Origin of the sequence: Bacillus sp. 7_6_55CFAA_CT2 (genome assembly GCF_000238655.1) — a bacterium.
GTDB classification, from domain to species: Bacteria; Bacillota; Bacilli; order Bacillales; family Bacillaceae_G; genus Bacillus_A; species Bacillus_A cereus.
The window spans coordinates 1-15,446 of the sequence record NZ_JH414721.1 but is presented as its reverse complement, the minus strand read 5'-3'; the positions used below and the strand labels follow the sequence as shown (position 1 = coordinate 15,446).

The window sequence follows — 15,446 nt, the reverse complement described above, 5'->3', positions numbered from 1 at the left end:
TGCCAAGGGCATAGCTGGGTAGCTATGTGCGGAAGGGATAAGTGCTGAAAGCATCTAAGCATGAAGCCCCCTCAAGATGAGATTTCCCATAGCGTAAGCTAGTAAGATCCCTGAAAGATGATCAGGTTGATAGGTTCGAGGTGGAAGCATGGTGACATGTGGAGCTGACGAATACTAATAGATCGAGGACTTAACCATATAATATGTAGCAATGTTATCTAGTTTTGAAGGAATATGCCTTCATAGTTTGGTGATGATGGCAGAGAGGTCACACCCGTTCCCATACCGAACACGGAAGTTAAGCTCTCTAGCGCCGATGGTAGTTGGGACCTTGTCCCTGTGAGAGTAGGACGTCGCCAAGCAACTAAAAACACAAGTCATTTGACTTGTGTTTTTTTTTATTTCCCATGAAATAGATTTGGTTCCATTAATAAAAAATTTGAAATATAGTAAGGGATTTTTTGAGCAGAAATACTTAAAAATTGATAAATAAATGGATAATCTTCAGAACTATAACTACCAAGTAAGTCATACCACCAATCTGTTTCATACCTAGAAATCATGCTTAAATTATAGAGCAATAAATAATGAATGAGGAGTTCAGGTAATATTGGCTTAGGATTTCTAGGATCAGTCGTAAGTGGCAAATAATAAGTATTAGTAAGATGTTCATAGTATAAAGGAGTACTGTACATAGGATTCCATGATTGAATGGGCGCTGTAAAAAGTAAATTCGATTCATTAGTCTTCTCAGGTACGTGCTGTATTGATAAATGCTTACAAGATGTTTCAATGTAACGAGAAAATCTCTCTTTAGTCATATGTAATCGATCTAGTAGGTTGACTGAAAAGGAGAGCTCATTTTTAATTGTTGAATCGATTTTATATAAAGTTGATCCTTTTTGACTATAACGAAATAAATTTTGTAATTCTGGAATATTTCCCATTAATTCTAACATGTTAAATTTTTCTGCTTCTAAGTGTTTCATGTGAAACAGTTGTTCTGCAACATGAGTAAATAATCCGTTTTTTTGTACCTTCACCTCATCTTCTAAAAATTGATACCCTTGTTTTTTTCGTTTGCGAGTTGTAACGCCATGAGCTAAAACAGTAGTGGATTCAGGATAGTTAGGGTCAATAGTTAGTAGGCATGCTTTAAAAAGTTGACTAATTCCATAAAATAACAACATTGGTTGAATGGAAAATGGAGCTGTCTTATATAATTCATAATAATTTTTCCCGTGTTCTAAGTAATAAATAAAGGGATAACAATTTTCAAAACTTTTTTTTCGGCATCCTGAATAGAGGATTTTTCGTAACAACGGGCAAGATAACGTTGTACGTTTTGAGATGAAAAAAAGAAACTTAACTGCTGCCAAGTACAAGATGTTTGATGCATATATTACGCTCCTTTTATTGTCTAAAAATTCTAACATATATATACGTCCTTGACAGTATTTTAACCAATTGATAAGCTACTAATAATAATTTCTGGTATCATAGGGGGAACAATTATGTGGGAATCTAAATTTGTTAAAGAAGGTTTGACTTTTGATGATGTATTACTTGTACCAGCTAGGTCAGATATATTACCAAGAGAAGTAAGTGTTAAAACAGTTTTATCTGAAAGCTTACAGCTAAACATCCCGTTAATTAGTGCAGGAATGGATACAGTAACAGAAGCTGACATGGCTATTGCAATGGCTCGCCAGGGTGGTTTAGGAATTATTCATAAGAATATGTCTATTGAGCAACAAGCAGAGCAAGTTGATAAAGTAAAGCGCTCTGAAAGCGGCGTTATTTCAGATCCTTTCTTCTTAACTCCAGAACATCAAGTATATGATGCAGAACATCTTATGGGAAAATATCGTATCTCAGGTGTACCGGTTGTAAATAATTTAGATGAGCGAAAATTAGTTGGTATTATTACAAACCGTGATATGCGCTTCATCCAAGACTACTCAATCAAAATTTCTGACGTAATGACAAAAGAACAATTAATTACAGCTCCAGTTGGTACTACACTGGAAGAAGCTGAAAAGATCCTACAAAAGTATAAAATTGAAAAACTCCCTCTTGTTGATAATAACGGTGTATTACAAGGGCTTATTACAATAAAAGATATTGAAAAAGTAATTGAATTCCCAAACTCTGCTAAAGATAAGCAAGGACGCTTATTAGTTGGAGCAGCAGTTGGTGTAACAGCGGATGCTATGCTTCGTATTGATGCATTAGTAAAAGCTAGTGTAGATGCAATTGTACTTGATACAGCACATGGGCATTCTAAAGGCGTTATTGATAAGGTAAAAGAAGTTCGTGCTAAATATCCATCACTAAATATTATCGCTGGAAATGTTGCTACTGCTGAAGCAACGAAAGCACTAATTGAAGCTGGTGCAAACGTAGTTAAAGTTGGTATTGGACCAGGTTCTATTTGTACAACACGCGTTGTAGCCGGTGTTGGTGTACCACAATTAACTGCGGTTTATGATTGTGCAACAGAAGCTCGTAAACACGGCATTCCAGTTATTGCTGATGGCGGTATTAAGTACTCTGGTGATATGGTGAAAGCTTTAGCGGCAGGAGCACATGTTGTTATGCTAGGTAGCATGTTTGCAGGTGTTGCAGAAAGCCCTGGAGAAACTGAAATTTACCAAGGTCGTCAATTTAAAGTGTATCGTGGTATGGGTTCTGTCGGTGCGATGGAAAAAGGAAGTAAAGATCGTTACTTCCAAGAAGGCAATAAAAAACTTGTCCCAGAAGGTATTGAAGGACGAGTACCATATAAAGGACCTTTAGCAGATACAGTTCACCAATTAGTTGGTGGCTTACGTGCAGGTATGGGATATTGCGGAGCACAGGATTTAGAATTCTTACGCGAAAACGCACAATTCATTCGTATGTCAGGTGCTGGCTTACGTGAAAGTCATCCTCATCACGTACAAATTACAAAAGAGGCTCCAAACTACTCATTATAATGTCTTATATACAAATAGACAGAGATTTGATATCTCTGTCTATTTTTTTTTGATTATGTTAGAATAACGGTTATGTGAGTACATAGATATTGGGGGTAGCAAAAGTGAAAGGTATGTTTTGCAAAAGATTCATTGCTTTGGTAACAGTGCTTACACTAGCTTGTAGCATTTTTATGCCATATAGCAATGCATCAGCTGAAACAGGAGCCGCTTTAAACATTGAAGCAGGTGCGGCAATTTTAGTAGAAGCGAATTCTGGGAAAATTTTATATCAAAAGAATGCAGATGAATTATTATCCATTGCTAGTATGACAAAGATGATGAGTGAATATTTAGTTCACGAAGCAGTGGATAAAGGAAAACTTAAGTGGGACCAGAAAATTAAGGTTTCTGAATATGCATATAAGGTTTCACAAGATGCTTCATTATCAAATGTTGCATTAGAAAATGGTGGCTCTTATACAGTAAAAGAGTTATACGAGGCAATGGCAATCTTTTCTGCAAATGGTGCAACAATTGCATTAGCAGAAGCAATTGCAGGTAAAGAAGTAGACTTCGTAAAAATGATGAATGATAAATCGAAAGAACTAGGGTTGAAAAATTATAAATTTGTCAATTCTACAGGTTTAACGAATAAAGATTTAAAGGGAATGCATCCTGAAGGAACAACAGCGGATGAAGAAAATAAAATGTCTGCAAAGGATGTTGCAACTTTAGCACAACATTTAATTAAAGATTATCCAAAAGTGTTAGATACAGCAAAAATCCCTAAAAAAGAATTCCGTCCAGAAAAAGAGAAGTTTGCAATGTCGAACTGGAACTGGATGTTAAAGGGCTTAGTTAAAGAATATGATGGCGTAGACGGCCTAAAAACAGGCTCAACTCCAGAAGCAGGAGATTGCTTCACTGGTACGGTTGAAAGAAACGGAATGCGTTTTATTTCTGTAGTTATTAAAACAAGTTCTCATACAGCACGTTTTGATGAAACAAAGAAGCTATATGATTATGGATTTGCTAACTTTGAAGTAAAACAAATGTATAAAAAAGGTTCTTCAGTAAAAGGACAAGAAACAGTACGAGTAGAAAATGCGAAAGATAAAGATGTAGCAGTTCAAACGAAACAAGCTATTTCACTTCCAGTGCCAAAAGGAAGTAAAGATGTTTATAAAACGGAATTAAAAGAATCAAGCAAGGGACAAGAAGCACCTATTAAAAAGGGAGCTGCGCTTGGTCAAATGGTAATTACGCCAAAAGATACAAACGACCCTGGATTTTTAACTGGTAAGTCACTGCAAGTGGATCTTGTAACAACATCTGAAGTAGAAGAAGCAAACTGGTTTACTCGTGCTATGCGCGGAATTGGTTCATTCTTTAGTGGCATGTGGAATAGTGCTGTTGATACAGTAAAAGGTTGGTTTTAAAAGCTCCTCATGATAGGAGTCTTTTTTTTATTCCTATTTTTCATACCGACTTTATGAAAAAGTAGTAGACAAGCATCTGATAGTTAGTGGTAGAATGTAAGAGTATTCTTAATTTTCGCCTTTAACGGGGGAAAGCAATTCACCTAGGGGGGTTTTTGTACATGACAAATGTAACAGGGACAGAACGTGTAAAACGTGGAATGGCAGAAATGCAAAAAGGCGGCGTTATTATGGACGTAGTTAACGCTGAACAAGCAAAAATTGCAGAAGAGGCAGGCGCAGTTGCCGTTATGGCATTAGAGCGTGTACCAGCAGATATTCGTGCAGCAGGTGGCGTTTCTCGTATGGCAGACCCAACAATTGTTGAAGAAGTTATGGGTGCGGTGTCAATTCCGGTTATGGCAAAATGCCGTATCGGTCACCTTGTAGAAGCACGTGTATTAGAATCATTAGGGGTAGACTATATCGATGAGAGTGAAGTATTAACTCCTGCTGATGAAGTATACCATTTAAATAAACGTGATTACACAGTTCCATTTGTATGTGGTTGCCGTGATATCGGAGAAGCTGCACGTCGTATTGCAGAAGGTGCATCTATGCTTCGTACAAAAGGTGAACCAGGAACAGGAAACATTGTAGAGGCAGTGCGTCATATGCGCCAAGTCAATGCAGAAATCCGTCAAGTTGCGAGTCTACGTGAAGATGAGTTAATGACATATGCAAAAAATACTGGCGCTCCTTACGAAGTATTACTTGAAATTAAACGTCTTGGTCGCTTACCAGTTGTAAACTTTGCGGCAGGTGGTGTAGCAACACCAGCAGATGCAGCATTAATGATGCAACTTGGTGCTGATGGGGTATTTGTTGGATCTGGTATCTTCAAATCAGAAAACCCAGAGAAATTTGCACGTGCAATCGTTGAAGCAACGACTCATTATGAAGATTACGAACTAATTGCAAGCCTTTCTAAAGGATTAGGTAATGCAATGAAGGGTGTCGAAATTTCAACGTTATTACCAGAACAACGCATGCAAGAGCGTGGATGGTAATTAAAGGAGAACTTTAAAATGGTGAAAATCGGTGTACTAGGTCTTCAAGGTGCAGTTCGTGAGCATGTAAAATCAGTTGAAGCAAGTGGTGCAGAAGCTGTTGTTGTAAAGCGTATAGAGCAACTTGAAGAGATTGATGGTCTTATTTTACCAGGCGGTGAAAGTACAACAATGCGCCGTCTTATTGATAAGTATGCTTTCATGGAACCACTTCGTACATTTGCAAAGTCTGGTAAACCAATGTTTGGTACGTGTGCAGGGATGATTCTTCTTGCGAAAACACTTATTGGCTATGAAGAAGCACATATTGGTGCTATGGATATTACAGTTGAGCGCAATGCGTTCGGACGCCAAAAGGATAGTTTTGAAGCTGCGCTTTCAATTGAAGGCGTGGGTGAAGACTTCATTGGTGTATTTATCCGTGCGCCGTATGTTGTAGAAGTAGCTGATAATGTTGAAGTGCTTTCTAAGCATGGTGACCGAATGGTAGCGGTAAGACAAGATCAGTTTTTAGCTGCTTCATTCCATCCGGAATTAACAGATGATCATCGTGTGACAGCATACTTTGTTGAAATGGTAAAAGAAGCGAAAATGAAAAAAGTTGTATAAGTAACTTGCAACTTGTATAAGATTATAGTAAATTGATGGTAACAATTTTATAAAATAAGCGTGTTGATAGGAAATAGTAACAAATGTCGTTTCTTATAGAGAGTCGATGGTTGGTGGGAATCGATAGAAACAGTTTGTGAATCCATCCTGGAATGGAATGTGGAATATCTTTTGGATTAGTAAGCATTCCCGGTGAAGAGCCGTTATTTCTACTTGAGAGGAAAGCGGTAATGCTTTCAACTAGGGTGGCAACGCGGGTTAACTCCCGTCCCTTTATATAGGGACGGGAGTTTTTTGTGTTTTATAAAATAAAAGGAGGAGTATATAATGCTTGATATTAAATTTTTACGTACAAACTTTGAAGAAGTAAAAGCGAAATTACAGCATAGAGGCGAAGATTTAACTGATTTCGGCCGTTTTGAAGAACTTGATACGAGAAGAAGAGAACTACTTGTTCAGACAGAAGAATTAAAAAGTAAACGTAACGAAGTATCTCAACAAATTTCTGTATTAAAGCGCGAAAAGAAAGATGCAGAGGCTCTAATTTTAGAAATGCGTGAGGTTGGAGAAAAAGTAAAGGATCTTGATAACGAACTTCGTACAGTTGAAGAAGACTTAGAAAGATTAATGTTATCTATTCCAAATATCCCTCATGAATCTGCTCCAGTTGGTGAAACAGAGGATGATAATGTAGTAGCACGTACTTGGGGAGAAGTGAAAGAATTTACTTTTGAGCCAAAACCACATTGGGATCTTGCTACTGATTTAGGAATTTTAGATTTTGAACGCGCTGGGAAAGTAACAGGAAGCCGCTTCGTATTTTACAAAGGTGCTGGTGCAAGATTAGAGCGTGCTTTAATTAGCTTTATGCTTGATCTTCATACTGATGAGCATGGATATGAAGAAGTATTACCTCCATATATGGTAAACCGTGCAAGTATGACGGGAACAGGACAACTTCCAAAGTTTGAAGAAGATGCATTCCGTATTGAAAGTGAAGATTACTTCTTAATTCCAACAGCTGAAGTACCTGTAACGAATATGCATCGTGATGAGATTTTAAATAAAGAGCAATTGCCTATAAGATATGCTGCATTTAGCTCTTGCTTCCGTTCTGAAGCAGGTTCAGCTGGTCGTGATACACGTGGTTTAATTCGCCAGCATCAGTTCAATAAAGTAGAGCTTGTGAAGTTCGTAAAACCAGAAGATTCTTATGAAGAATTAGAAAAATTAACAAATGATGCAGAACGCGTGTTACAATTATTAGAGTTGCCATATCGCGTTATGAGCATGTGCACAGGCGATTTAGGATTTACAGCAGCGAAGAAATACGATATTGAAGTATGGATTCCAAGCTATGGCACATATCGTGAAATTTCTTCTTGTAGTAATTTTGAAGCTTTCCAAGCGAGACGTGCAAATATCCGTTTCCGCCGTGAGCCAAATGGAAAACCAGAACATGTTCATACATTAAATGGATCTGGTCTTGCAATCGGACGTACGGTTGCAGCTATTTTAGAGAACTACCAACAAGAAGATGGTACAATTATAATTCCAGAAGTTCTTCGCCCTTATATGGGAGGAAAAACAGTTATTAAGTAAATTTAAACATTCATCGGTATGAGTGATTGGTAATTATGAGCGTTGTCAGTACTGTAATGTAGGAAGGGGAAAGTAAAATTTTCCTTTCCTCATAATTTATTTTAGTAGGGTTGACTAACTGTTTTTCTTTTGATATTATATTTGATGTCAATATGGAGGTATACCCAAGTCTGGCTGAAGGGATCGGTCTTGAAAACCGACAGGCGGCGAGAGTCGCGCGGGGGTTCGAATCCCTCTACCTCCTCCAGATATAATTGACAACAGCGCATATAAGTGGAGATTGGAGAACTCGTTACCAACACGTAACGAGTTTTTATTTTAAAACCAATCATAAAGTATGGTGTAAGGTAATTTTGTCCTTATTACACACTCATATTCCGATGATTATCTTCATAGATATGAAAGGAGTCAACATGGATCTTATTATACAAACGTTTCCTTTAGATGGAAAAACTTTATATTATGTACAATGTCCTGTCTGTAAGAACAATAGAATTTTAAACAGTGGTGCAAACGTATCACGCATTATTAGTGATGATACATTCCGTAAACTTTGTGGTTGTACTTGTGATGTAAAACAAGCTACGAGTAAAGTAGAGGCGCCAAAACAAGTTAAAAAAGCAGCTGTAAAGAAAGCGGCGGCTCCAAAACGTACAGGTAAAGTATTAACGGCAGTAATTAACGGGAAAGAAATGACTGTTAAAGAGATTGCTGAAGCATACGATATTAGTACAAGTACTGTTCGTCAGCGCATTAACGCAGGAAAACCTGAGAGTGAAATTATTGCTCCAACAAAGAAGAAGTAATTTAATAGGAAAACCCGTGCATATGCACGGGTTTTTTATTTTACAAGTTTACGTGTTTGTTTTAAAAAATGGCCAATTTTTTTAATGATTGGTTCGATTGAATCACCATCTTTTAAAATATCGTACTCATTAATATTTAAGCGTAATACAGGGCATGAATTAAAGTTGTTAATCCAATTTTCATAACGTCCATGCATTTCTTTCCAGTACTCAATTGGTGTTTGCTGTTCCATTGGGCGCCCGCGTTCTTGAATACGATCGACAATATCATCGAAAGAACCTTCTAAGTAAATTAATAAGTCTGGATGAGGGAAGTAAGGAGTCATGACCATAGCGTCAAATAAACCTTTGTATGTTTCATAATCAGTTTCCGTCATTGTTCCTTTTTCATGATGCATCTTTGCGAAAATTCCAGTGTCTTCGTAAATGGAACGATCTTGAACAAAACCGCCACCATATTCAAAAATTCTTTTTTGTTCCTTAAATCGTTCTGCTAAAAAGTACACTTGTAGGTGGAAGCTCCAGCGAGTGAAGTCCGCATAGAACTTGTCCAAATATGGATTGGAATCTACTTTTTCAAATGATGTGCGATAACCTAAAGCATTAGCTAATGCAGTTGTCATAGTTGATTTACCCACACCTACCGTTCCGGCGATAGTGATTACTGCGTCATTAGGTATATCATATTTTTGCCTTAAATTCATTATTATTTCGACTCCTTTAAGAGAGTATTTTGAAGGGCAGATAGGATGACGTTTAAATCATCAGGATTTTTTACAAAATCCATATCGTCTCCATTAAATTTCAATACTGGTATTTCCGGATGATCTTTTTTAAAAGCATCCATTGCTGTTTTATAATCTTTTGTGAGCTGTAGTAAGTAATTTGGATCCATGTTTTTTTCAAATTCTCTTCCGCGCATGGCGATTCGTTTTTGCAATGTTTCTAGACTAGCTGTTAAATAAACAATGACATTTGGCACAGGCATATCTTGTGTAAGGATACGATAAATTTGCATGTATTTGTCATATTGGGAGTCTTTTAATGTGCGGGATGCAAAAATTAAATTTTTAAAGATATGGTAATCCGCTACTACTGGTTTCCTTTGATTCAAATACTTTATGTTAATGTCTTCTAATTGTTTGTATCTATTACAAAGAAAGAACATCTCTGTTTGAAAACTCCATTCGTCGATGTCTTCATAGAACTTTCCTAAAAAGGGATTTTCATCAACAATCTCTTTTAGTAAGTGGAGTTGCATGTGAGTTGAAATTTCCTTCGCAAGTGAAGTTTTTCCAACACCAATTGGTCCTTCAACCGTGATAAATGGTACTCCGGTCACGCTGTTTCCTCCTTTCAATCAGTGATTTACCGTGACTACTAAAAACACAAAACAGAATTATTGTAGCACAAGAGGGAAGCGAGCGGGTTAATTTGATATAAAAAGTTAGAAAATAGATATATGTATTAATTAAATTTTATTTTGGTTGATGATGTTATAGTTGCTTTCAATGTAGTTTCCATTATTTTTAAAGCATGTATATTATCTTGGTCGTTGTTAGAGGCGATACAATCCTCTGGTACATACAATGTATAATTTCTCATATGAGCATCATTAGCTGTAAATAGGATACATATATTTCCGGCAACCCCTGTTAATATTAGATTTTCTATTTTTAAATAACCTAGTAATGAATTTAAAGGTGTTTCATAAAAAGCGGAATAATGTGGTTTAATAAAAATGTAATCATCAGAACTTGGAGCAATCTTATGGATTATGTTTTCGCTATATTCATTTGTACAATGAGTAATAAGTTGGTCGATATCAGATCTCCACAGTTGATAATGGTCATTAACGTAAATTATAGGACAGCCGAAGGATTTCATTTTTTTCTTTAATTGTAAAATAGGGTTTGTTATAATTTCACATTTTTTAGCTAGAATGGGTCCGTGGGAAAATTGAAAGTCATTAATCATATCGATAATGAGCAAGGCGGTATTTTTCATATGTAATCCCCTCTCTTTTTTCTTTTAGGGTGGATTGAATTTGTAAAAGTTATCCCCTGTGTAGTAAATGGAAATAAGTGTACTTTATTTGTAATGAAAGGACTATGTTATGGAACAAGATCAAGATATTTATTTTATGCAATTAGCGATAGAAGAAGCTAAAAAGGCAGAGGAAATACAGGAAGTACCAATTGGAGCAGTTATAGTGTTAGATGGTGAGGTAATTAGTGTTGCCCATAATTTAAGGGAAACTGAGCAGAGATCAATAGCTCATGCTGAGTTGCTAGCGATAGATGAGGCGTGTAAAAAATTAGGGACATGGCGTTTAGAAGATGCAACATTGTATGTAACATTAGAACCTTGTCCAATGTGTGCAGGTGGAATTGTTTTATCACGAGTGAAGCGAGTTGTATATGGTGCAAGTGATCCGAAGGGCGGATGTGCAGGGACATTGATGAATCTTTTAACGGATGAACGCTTCAATCATCAATGTGAAGTAGTATCTGGTGTACTAGAGGAAGAATGCGGTACGTTGTTAACAAGCTTTTTTAGAGAGCTTCGTAAAAAAAGAAAAGCAATAAAAAAATTAGAGAAGAATACTGGGAACTAACGTATTTGCATTTTATAAAGAAACAAGTTATACTGATAATGCCTTTAATGAAGGCAACCGAATATTGGTTTTAACTTTGCCGTGCTAAGCGGGGAGGTAGCGGTGCCCTATACTCGCAATCCGCTCTAGCGAGGCCGAATCCCCTCTCGAGGTTATGTTGCTGTAAGGTCTGCCTTAAGTAAGTGGTGTTGACGTTTGGGTCCTGCGCAACGGGACCCCGTGAACCTTGTCAGGTCCGGAAGGAAGCAGCAATAAGCGGGTCTTCTCGTGTGCCGCAGGAGTGCCTGAACCGAGCTAACTGCTTGAGTAACGCTTATGGTACGTAATCGACGGAGGGTGCACGGCAGTTATATATGTATACAAAACTCACCTTAATACAAAGGTGAGTTTTTTGTATAGAAAATAACTTTTGGAATCTATAAACAGAATGGGTTATAATAAATGAGATAATAACCTTTGAGGGAGGCCGTATTTTCGTGTCATACCAAGCGTTATACCGAACATGGAGACCGCAAAAGTTCGAAGATGTAGTCGGTCAAAAGCACGTGACAAAAACGTTGCAAAATGCCCTTCTTCAAGAGAAAGTTTCACATGCTTATTTATTTTCTGGCCCGAGGGGAACAGGAAAAACGACAATTGCAAAAGTATTTGCAAAAGCAATTAACTGTGAACATGCTCCGGTAGCTGAACCTTGTAATGAATGTCCTTCTTGTTTAGGAATTACACAAGGATCCATTTCAGATGTATTAGAAATTGATGCGGCTTCAAATAACGGTGTAGATGAAATTCGAGATATTAGAGATAAAGTAAAATATGCTCCAAGTGCTGTAGAATATAAAGTATACATTATTGATGAAGTTCACATGCTTTCTATGGGTGCATTCAATGCGCTTTTAAAAACCTTAGAAGAGCCGCCAGGACATGTTATCTTTATTTTGGCGACAACAGAACCTCATAAGATCCCGCCTACAATTATTTCACGTTGTCAGCGTTTTGAATTCCGAAAAATATCAGTGAATGATATTGTTGAGAGATTATCAACGGTCGTGACAAATGAAGGTACGCAAGTGGAAGATGAGGCATTACAAATTGTTGCGCGTGCTGCTGAAGGTGGTATGCGTGACGCACTTAGTCTTATTGATCAGGCTATATCTTATAGTGATGAGATTGTTACGACAGAAGATGTATTGGCCGTAACAGGATCTGTTTCTCAGCAATACTTAGGCAATTTAGTAGAATGCATACGTGAAAATGATGTATCAAGAGCATTGCAAATCATAGATGAAATGATGAGTAAAGGGAAGGATCCAGTTCGTTTTATGGAGGATTTCATTTACTATTATCGTGATATGCTTTTATATCAGACTTCACCGCAATTAGAACATATGTTGGAACGAGTAATTGTAGATGATCAATTCCGTAAGTTGAGTGAAGAAATGCAACCGGAAGTGATCTATGAGATTATTCATACCCTTAGTAAGGGACAACAGGAAATGAAGTGGACAAATCATCCGCGTATTTTCTTAGAAGTTGTTATGGTGCAATTGTGTCAACAGTTTATGATGCAAGCAAATGGTACAGATCGTTTGCAAGTAATTATGAACAGGATGCAGCAACTGGAGAAAGAGTTAGAGCAAGTTAAAAAGAACGGTGTGCCAGCTGGTGTACAACAGGAAGTAAGAGAGACACGTGCAACACCAAAGCCGGTAAGAACAGGAAGTATGAAGATTCCTGTCGGACGTGTAAATGAAGTATTAAAACAAGCGAAGCGTCAAGATTTAGAACAATTAAAAGCTGTATGGGGTGAGTTGTTAGGAAGACTCAAATCATATAACAAAGTAGCGTTTGCTGTTTTACTAGAAAATAGCGAACCAGTGGCAGCTTCAGATGACACTTACGTTTTAGCATTTCAATATGAGATTCACTGTAAGATGGCGAGCGAAAATCGAGAAGCTATGGATACAGTAGAACAAGCTTTATTTGAATTGCTAAGTAAAAGGTTAAATATGATTGCCATTCCAAAAAGTGAATGGGGTAAAATCCGTGAAGACTTTTTACAACGTGAAGGTGGAGAGTCTGAAGAAAGCCCAGAGAAAAAGGGAGATCCTCTTATAGAAGAGGCAGTGAAATTAGTAGGGCAAGAACTCATTGAAATAAAAGAGTAATAATAATTAGGAGGAATTAATTATGATGCGTGGCGGAATGGGAAATATGAATAACATGATGAAACAAATGCAAAAGATGCAAAAGGACATGGCGAAAGCACAAGAAGAGCTTGGTGAAAAAACAGTTGAAGGTACAGCTGGCGGCGGAATGATTACAGTTATCGCAAATGGTCACAAGCAAATTCTTGAAGTGAAGATTAAAGAAGAAGTTGTAGATCCAGAAGATATCGAAATGCTACAAGACTTAGTATTAGCTGCAACAAATGATGCACTTAAAAAGGCTGATGAGCTTTCAAACTCTACAATGGGTAAATTTACAAAAGGCTTAAACTTACCAGGTGGAATGTTCTAGGAGGATATTGATACATGCATTATCCAGAACCAATATCAAAACTAATCGATAGTTTTATGAAGTTGCCAGGTATCGGACCGAAAACAGCGGTTCGATTGGCATTTTTCGTATTAGATATGAAAGAAGATGATGTGTTAGGTTTCGCGAAAGCACTTGTAAATGCGAAGCGAGATTTAGCGTACTGTTCTGTATGCGGACATATTACTGATCGTGATCCTTGTTATATTTGTAATGATTCACATCGAGATCAATCAGTTGTTTGTGTCGTACAAGAACCGAAAGATGTAATCGCGATGGAAAAAATGAAAGAGTATCAAGGTGTATATCATGTGTTACGTGGTGCGATTTCTCCTATGGAGGGAATTGGACCGGAAGACATTAATATCCCGCAACTCTTAAAGCGACTACATGATGAAACGGTACAAGAAGTGATATTAGCAACAAACCCTAATATTGAAGGGGAAGCTACAGCGATGTATATCTCCCGCCTCTTAAAACCTACAGGCATTAAAGTAACTCGTATTGCACATGGTCTGCCAGTTGGTGGAGATTTAGAATATGCAGATGAAGTGACATTATCCAAAGCGTTAGAAGGTCGCAGAGAAGTATAAGAGGAGAAACGAAAATGTTCTTTCAAAAAAAGGGTAAATTGCGTAAAGAGTATGACGATAAGTTAATTGTACTTTTGGAAAAAGTGAAGAATGAGTGGTTACGTCAGAAGAGAATGGTCGAACAAAGTGTAGAACCGTCTCAAGATGTCATTTGTTCTTTGAAAATAGCAGAGGCGAAATATTTCTTTTTGTTGAAAGAAGCAAAGCGTCGTCCTGTAAAAATGGAACAATGGTAAAAGGTTCTGCTTTCTAAGCAGGCCTTTTTATTTTGTTTTTTAAATGCTGAGGTATTGTTTTATTTAGTTTATATAAAAGAGATGCTGCATATGATAACTGTTCTTTTTTATTGTCTTGTCCCATACAAATAGATGTATAGGTCATTCATAAGGAGGAAAAAATGAATTCTACAATTATTATTGTTGGCATTCTTACTTTAGTATTTATTTTTCTTGTTTTTGGTGTTGCCTCTAAGCCGTTACGTTTTATAGGTAAGGTGATTTTTCATGTTACTTTAGGAATAGCATTGCTTTTTATCGTAAATGTTGTAGGGACATATTTTGATTTTCATATCCCGATTAACATGGGGACAGCAGCAATAACGAGTTTGTTAGGCTTACCGGGTGTGGCAGCATTAGTGATTATTAAGCTTTATATCATGCCAAGATAAAATTATTTTGGCATTTTTTTAAAAAGTGTTGACTATTAAATGATTAATATGGTAAATTAATAAGCGTCGTCAGCAACGAAAGAAAAAAGCTGTTGACAGATTTAACGAGAAGTGTTAAATTATAAAAGTCGCTGAAACGCGATGTTGAACTTTGAAAACTAAACGAAACAAACAACGTGAAACGTCAATTTTTATTTTAGATGCTAGACAAACTAACTTTATTGGAGAGTTTGATCCTGGCTCAGGATGAACGCTGGCGGCGTGCCTAATACATGCAAGTCGAGCGAATGGATTAAGAGCTTGCTCTTATGAAGTTAGCGGCGGACGGGTGAGTAACACGTGGGTAACCTGCCCATAAGACTGGGATAACTCCGGGAAACCGGGGCTAATACCGGATAACATTTTGAACTGCATGGTTCGAAATTGAAAGGCGGCTTCGGCTGTCACTTATGGATGGACCCGCGTCGCATTAGCTAGTTGGTGAGGTAACGGCTCACCAAGGCAACGATGCGTAGCCGACCTGAGAGGGTGATCGGCCACACTGGGACTGAGACACGGCCCAGACTCCT

General features: G+C 37.3%; 15 protein-coding genes, 1 tRNA gene, 3 rRNA genes, 1 other RNA gene, 1 pseudogene and 1 other annotated feature. Of the genes and pseudogenes, 17 read left to right on the top strand and 4 right to left on the bottom strand.

The window, feature by feature from the left end; translation table 11 throughout:
* Both HMPREF1014_RS28825 and rrf read left to right on the top strand, forming a co-directional pair.
* Window positions 1–198: ribosomal RNA gene (locus HMPREF1014_RS28825) — 23S ribosomal RNA — on the top strand; the annotation flags it as partial.
* 48 nt (window positions 199–246) lie between these two features.
* Window positions 247–362, top strand: a 5S ribosomal RNA gene (gene rrf, locus HMPREF1014_RS28820).
* A 36-nt stretch (window positions 363–398) separates the two neighbouring features.
* On the opposite strand, the pseudogene HMPREF1014_RS28815 reads toward rrf, so the two are convergent.
* Window positions 399–1,399: pseudogene (locus tag HMPREF1014_RS28815) on the bottom strand (YaaC family protein).
* 115 nt (window positions 1,400–1,514) lie between these two features.
* On the opposite strand from HMPREF1014_RS28815, the gene guaB reads away from it, so the two are divergent.
* The 7 genes from guaB (at window position 1,515) to HMPREF1014_RS28780 (ending at window position 8,465) form a co-directional block, all read left to right on the top strand.
* Entirely contained in the window at window positions 1,515–2,978 is a 1,464-nt protein-coding gene (gene guaB, locus HMPREF1014_RS28810; RefSeq protein ID WP_000264088.1) for an IMP dehydrogenase, read from the top strand.
* A gap of 113 nt (window positions 2,979–3,091) precedes the next feature.
* Window positions 3,092–4,399 (top strand): D-alanyl-D-alanine carboxypeptidase DacA, encoded by a 1,308-nt coding sequence (dacA, locus tag HMPREF1014_RS28805; RefSeq protein WP_125653127.1) that lies wholly within the window; start codon window positions 3,092–3,094, stop codon window positions 4,397–4,399.
* 161 nt (window positions 4,400–4,560) lie between these two features.
* Window positions 4,561–5,448: a pyridoxal 5'-phosphate synthase lyase subunit PdxS gene (gene pdxS, locus HMPREF1014_RS28800; protein WP_000186165.1), complete on the top strand. Its 888-nt coding sequence runs from the start codon at window positions 4,561–4,563 to the stop codon at window positions 5,446–5,448.
* 18 nt (window positions 5,449–5,466) lie between these two features.
* Complete coding sequence (gene pdxT, locus HMPREF1014_RS28795; RefSeq protein ID WP_000238783.1) at window positions 5,467–6,057, top strand: pyridoxal 5'-phosphate synthase glutaminase subunit PdxT; 591 nt, start codon at window positions 5,467–5,469, stop codon at window positions 6,055–6,057.
* A 54-nt stretch (window positions 6,058–6,111) separates the two neighbouring features.
* Window positions 6,112–6,333 (top strand) — a binding site (T-box leader).
* 51 nt (window positions 6,334–6,384) lie between these two features.
* Window positions 6,385–7,659, top strand: a complete 1,275-nt coding sequence (serS, locus tag HMPREF1014_RS28790; RefSeq protein ID WP_000884186.1) for a serine--tRNA ligase — start codon at window positions 6,385–6,387, stop codon at window positions 7,657–7,659.
* Window positions 7,660–7,813: 154 nt separating this feature from the next.
* A tRNA-Ser gene (locus HMPREF1014_RS28785) sits at window positions 7,814–7,906 on the top strand.
* A 166-nt stretch (window positions 7,907–8,072) separates the two neighbouring features.
* Complete coding sequence (locus HMPREF1014_RS28780; protein ID WP_000364196.1) at window positions 8,073–8,465, top strand: sigma factor-like helix-turn-helix DNA-binding protein; 393 nt, start codon at window positions 8,073–8,075, stop codon at window positions 8,463–8,465.
* 35 nt (window positions 8,466–8,500) lie between these two features.
* Here the strand turns inward: HMPREF1014_RS28780 and HMPREF1014_RS28775 are convergent, their stop codons facing one another.
* The 3 genes from HMPREF1014_RS28775 to HMPREF1014_RS28765 form a co-directional block, all read right to left on the bottom strand.
* Window positions 8,501–9,169, bottom strand: coding sequence for a deoxynucleoside kinase (locus tag HMPREF1014_RS28775; protein WP_001053585.1), 669 nt, complete (start codon window positions 9,167–9,169; stop codon window positions 8,501–8,503).
* Between the two features lie 2 nt (window positions 9,170–9,171).
* Window positions 9,172–9,807: a deoxynucleoside kinase gene (locus HMPREF1014_RS28770; RefSeq protein ID WP_000148221.1), complete on the bottom strand. Its 636-nt coding sequence runs from the start codon at window positions 9,805–9,807 to the stop codon at window positions 9,172–9,174.
* A 125-nt stretch (window positions 9,808–9,932) separates the two neighbouring features.
* Window positions 9,933–10,472 (bottom strand): cysteine hydrolase family protein, encoded by a 540-nt coding sequence (locus HMPREF1014_RS28765; protein WP_000798712.1) that lies wholly within the window; start codon window positions 10,470–10,472, stop codon window positions 9,933–9,935.
* A gap of 109 nt (window positions 10,473–10,581) precedes the next feature.
* On the opposite strand from HMPREF1014_RS28765, the gene tadA reads away from it, so the two are divergent.
* From tadA to HMPREF1014_RS28725, 8 genes are all read left to right on the top strand, one after another.
* Window positions 10,582–11,082, top strand: coding sequence for a tRNA adenosine(34) deaminase TadA (gene tadA / locus HMPREF1014_RS28755; RefSeq protein WP_000434332.1), 501 nt, complete (start codon window positions 10,582–10,584; stop codon window positions 11,080–11,082).
* Between the two features lie 79 nt (window positions 11,083–11,161).
* Window positions 11,162–11,426: signal recognition particle sRNA large type (gene ffs, locus HMPREF1014_RS30995), an RNA gene on the top strand.
* Between the two features lie 132 nt (window positions 11,427–11,558).
* On the top strand, window positions 11,559–13,247 hold the full coding sequence (gene dnaX / locus HMPREF1014_RS28750) for a DNA polymerase III subunit gamma/tau (protein ID WP_000121562.1): 1,689 nt from the start codon (window positions 11,559–11,561) through the stop codon (window positions 13,245–13,247).
* A gap of 25 nt (window positions 13,248–13,272) precedes the next feature.
* A complete protein-coding gene (locus HMPREF1014_RS28745; protein WP_014894853.1) occupies window positions 13,273–13,599 on the top strand; it encodes a YbaB/EbfC family nucleoid-associated protein in 327 nt (108 codons plus the stop codon).
* Window positions 13,600–13,613: 14 nt separating this feature from the next.
* Window positions 13,614–14,210, top strand: coding sequence for a recombination protein RecR (gene recR / locus HMPREF1014_RS28740; protein WP_000559169.1), 597 nt, complete (start codon window positions 13,614–13,616; stop codon window positions 14,208–14,210).
* Between the two features lie 14 nt (window positions 14,211–14,224).
* Window positions 14,225–14,446 carry a YaaL family protein gene (locus HMPREF1014_RS28735; RefSeq protein WP_000466019.1) on the top strand — a complete coding sequence of 74 codons (222 nt, stop codon included), beginning with the start codon at window positions 14,225–14,227 and terminating at the stop codon, window positions 14,444–14,446.
* Window positions 14,447–14,607: 161 nt separating this feature from the next.
* Window positions 14,608–14,877: a pro-sigmaK processing inhibitor BofA family protein gene (locus tag HMPREF1014_RS28730; protein ID WP_001089273.1), complete on the top strand. Its 270-nt coding sequence runs from the start codon at window positions 14,608–14,610 to the stop codon at window positions 14,875–14,877.
* 218 nt (window positions 14,878–15,095) lie between these two features.
* Window positions 15,096–15,446 (top strand): 16S ribosomal RNA (locus HMPREF1014_RS28725); the annotation flags it as partial.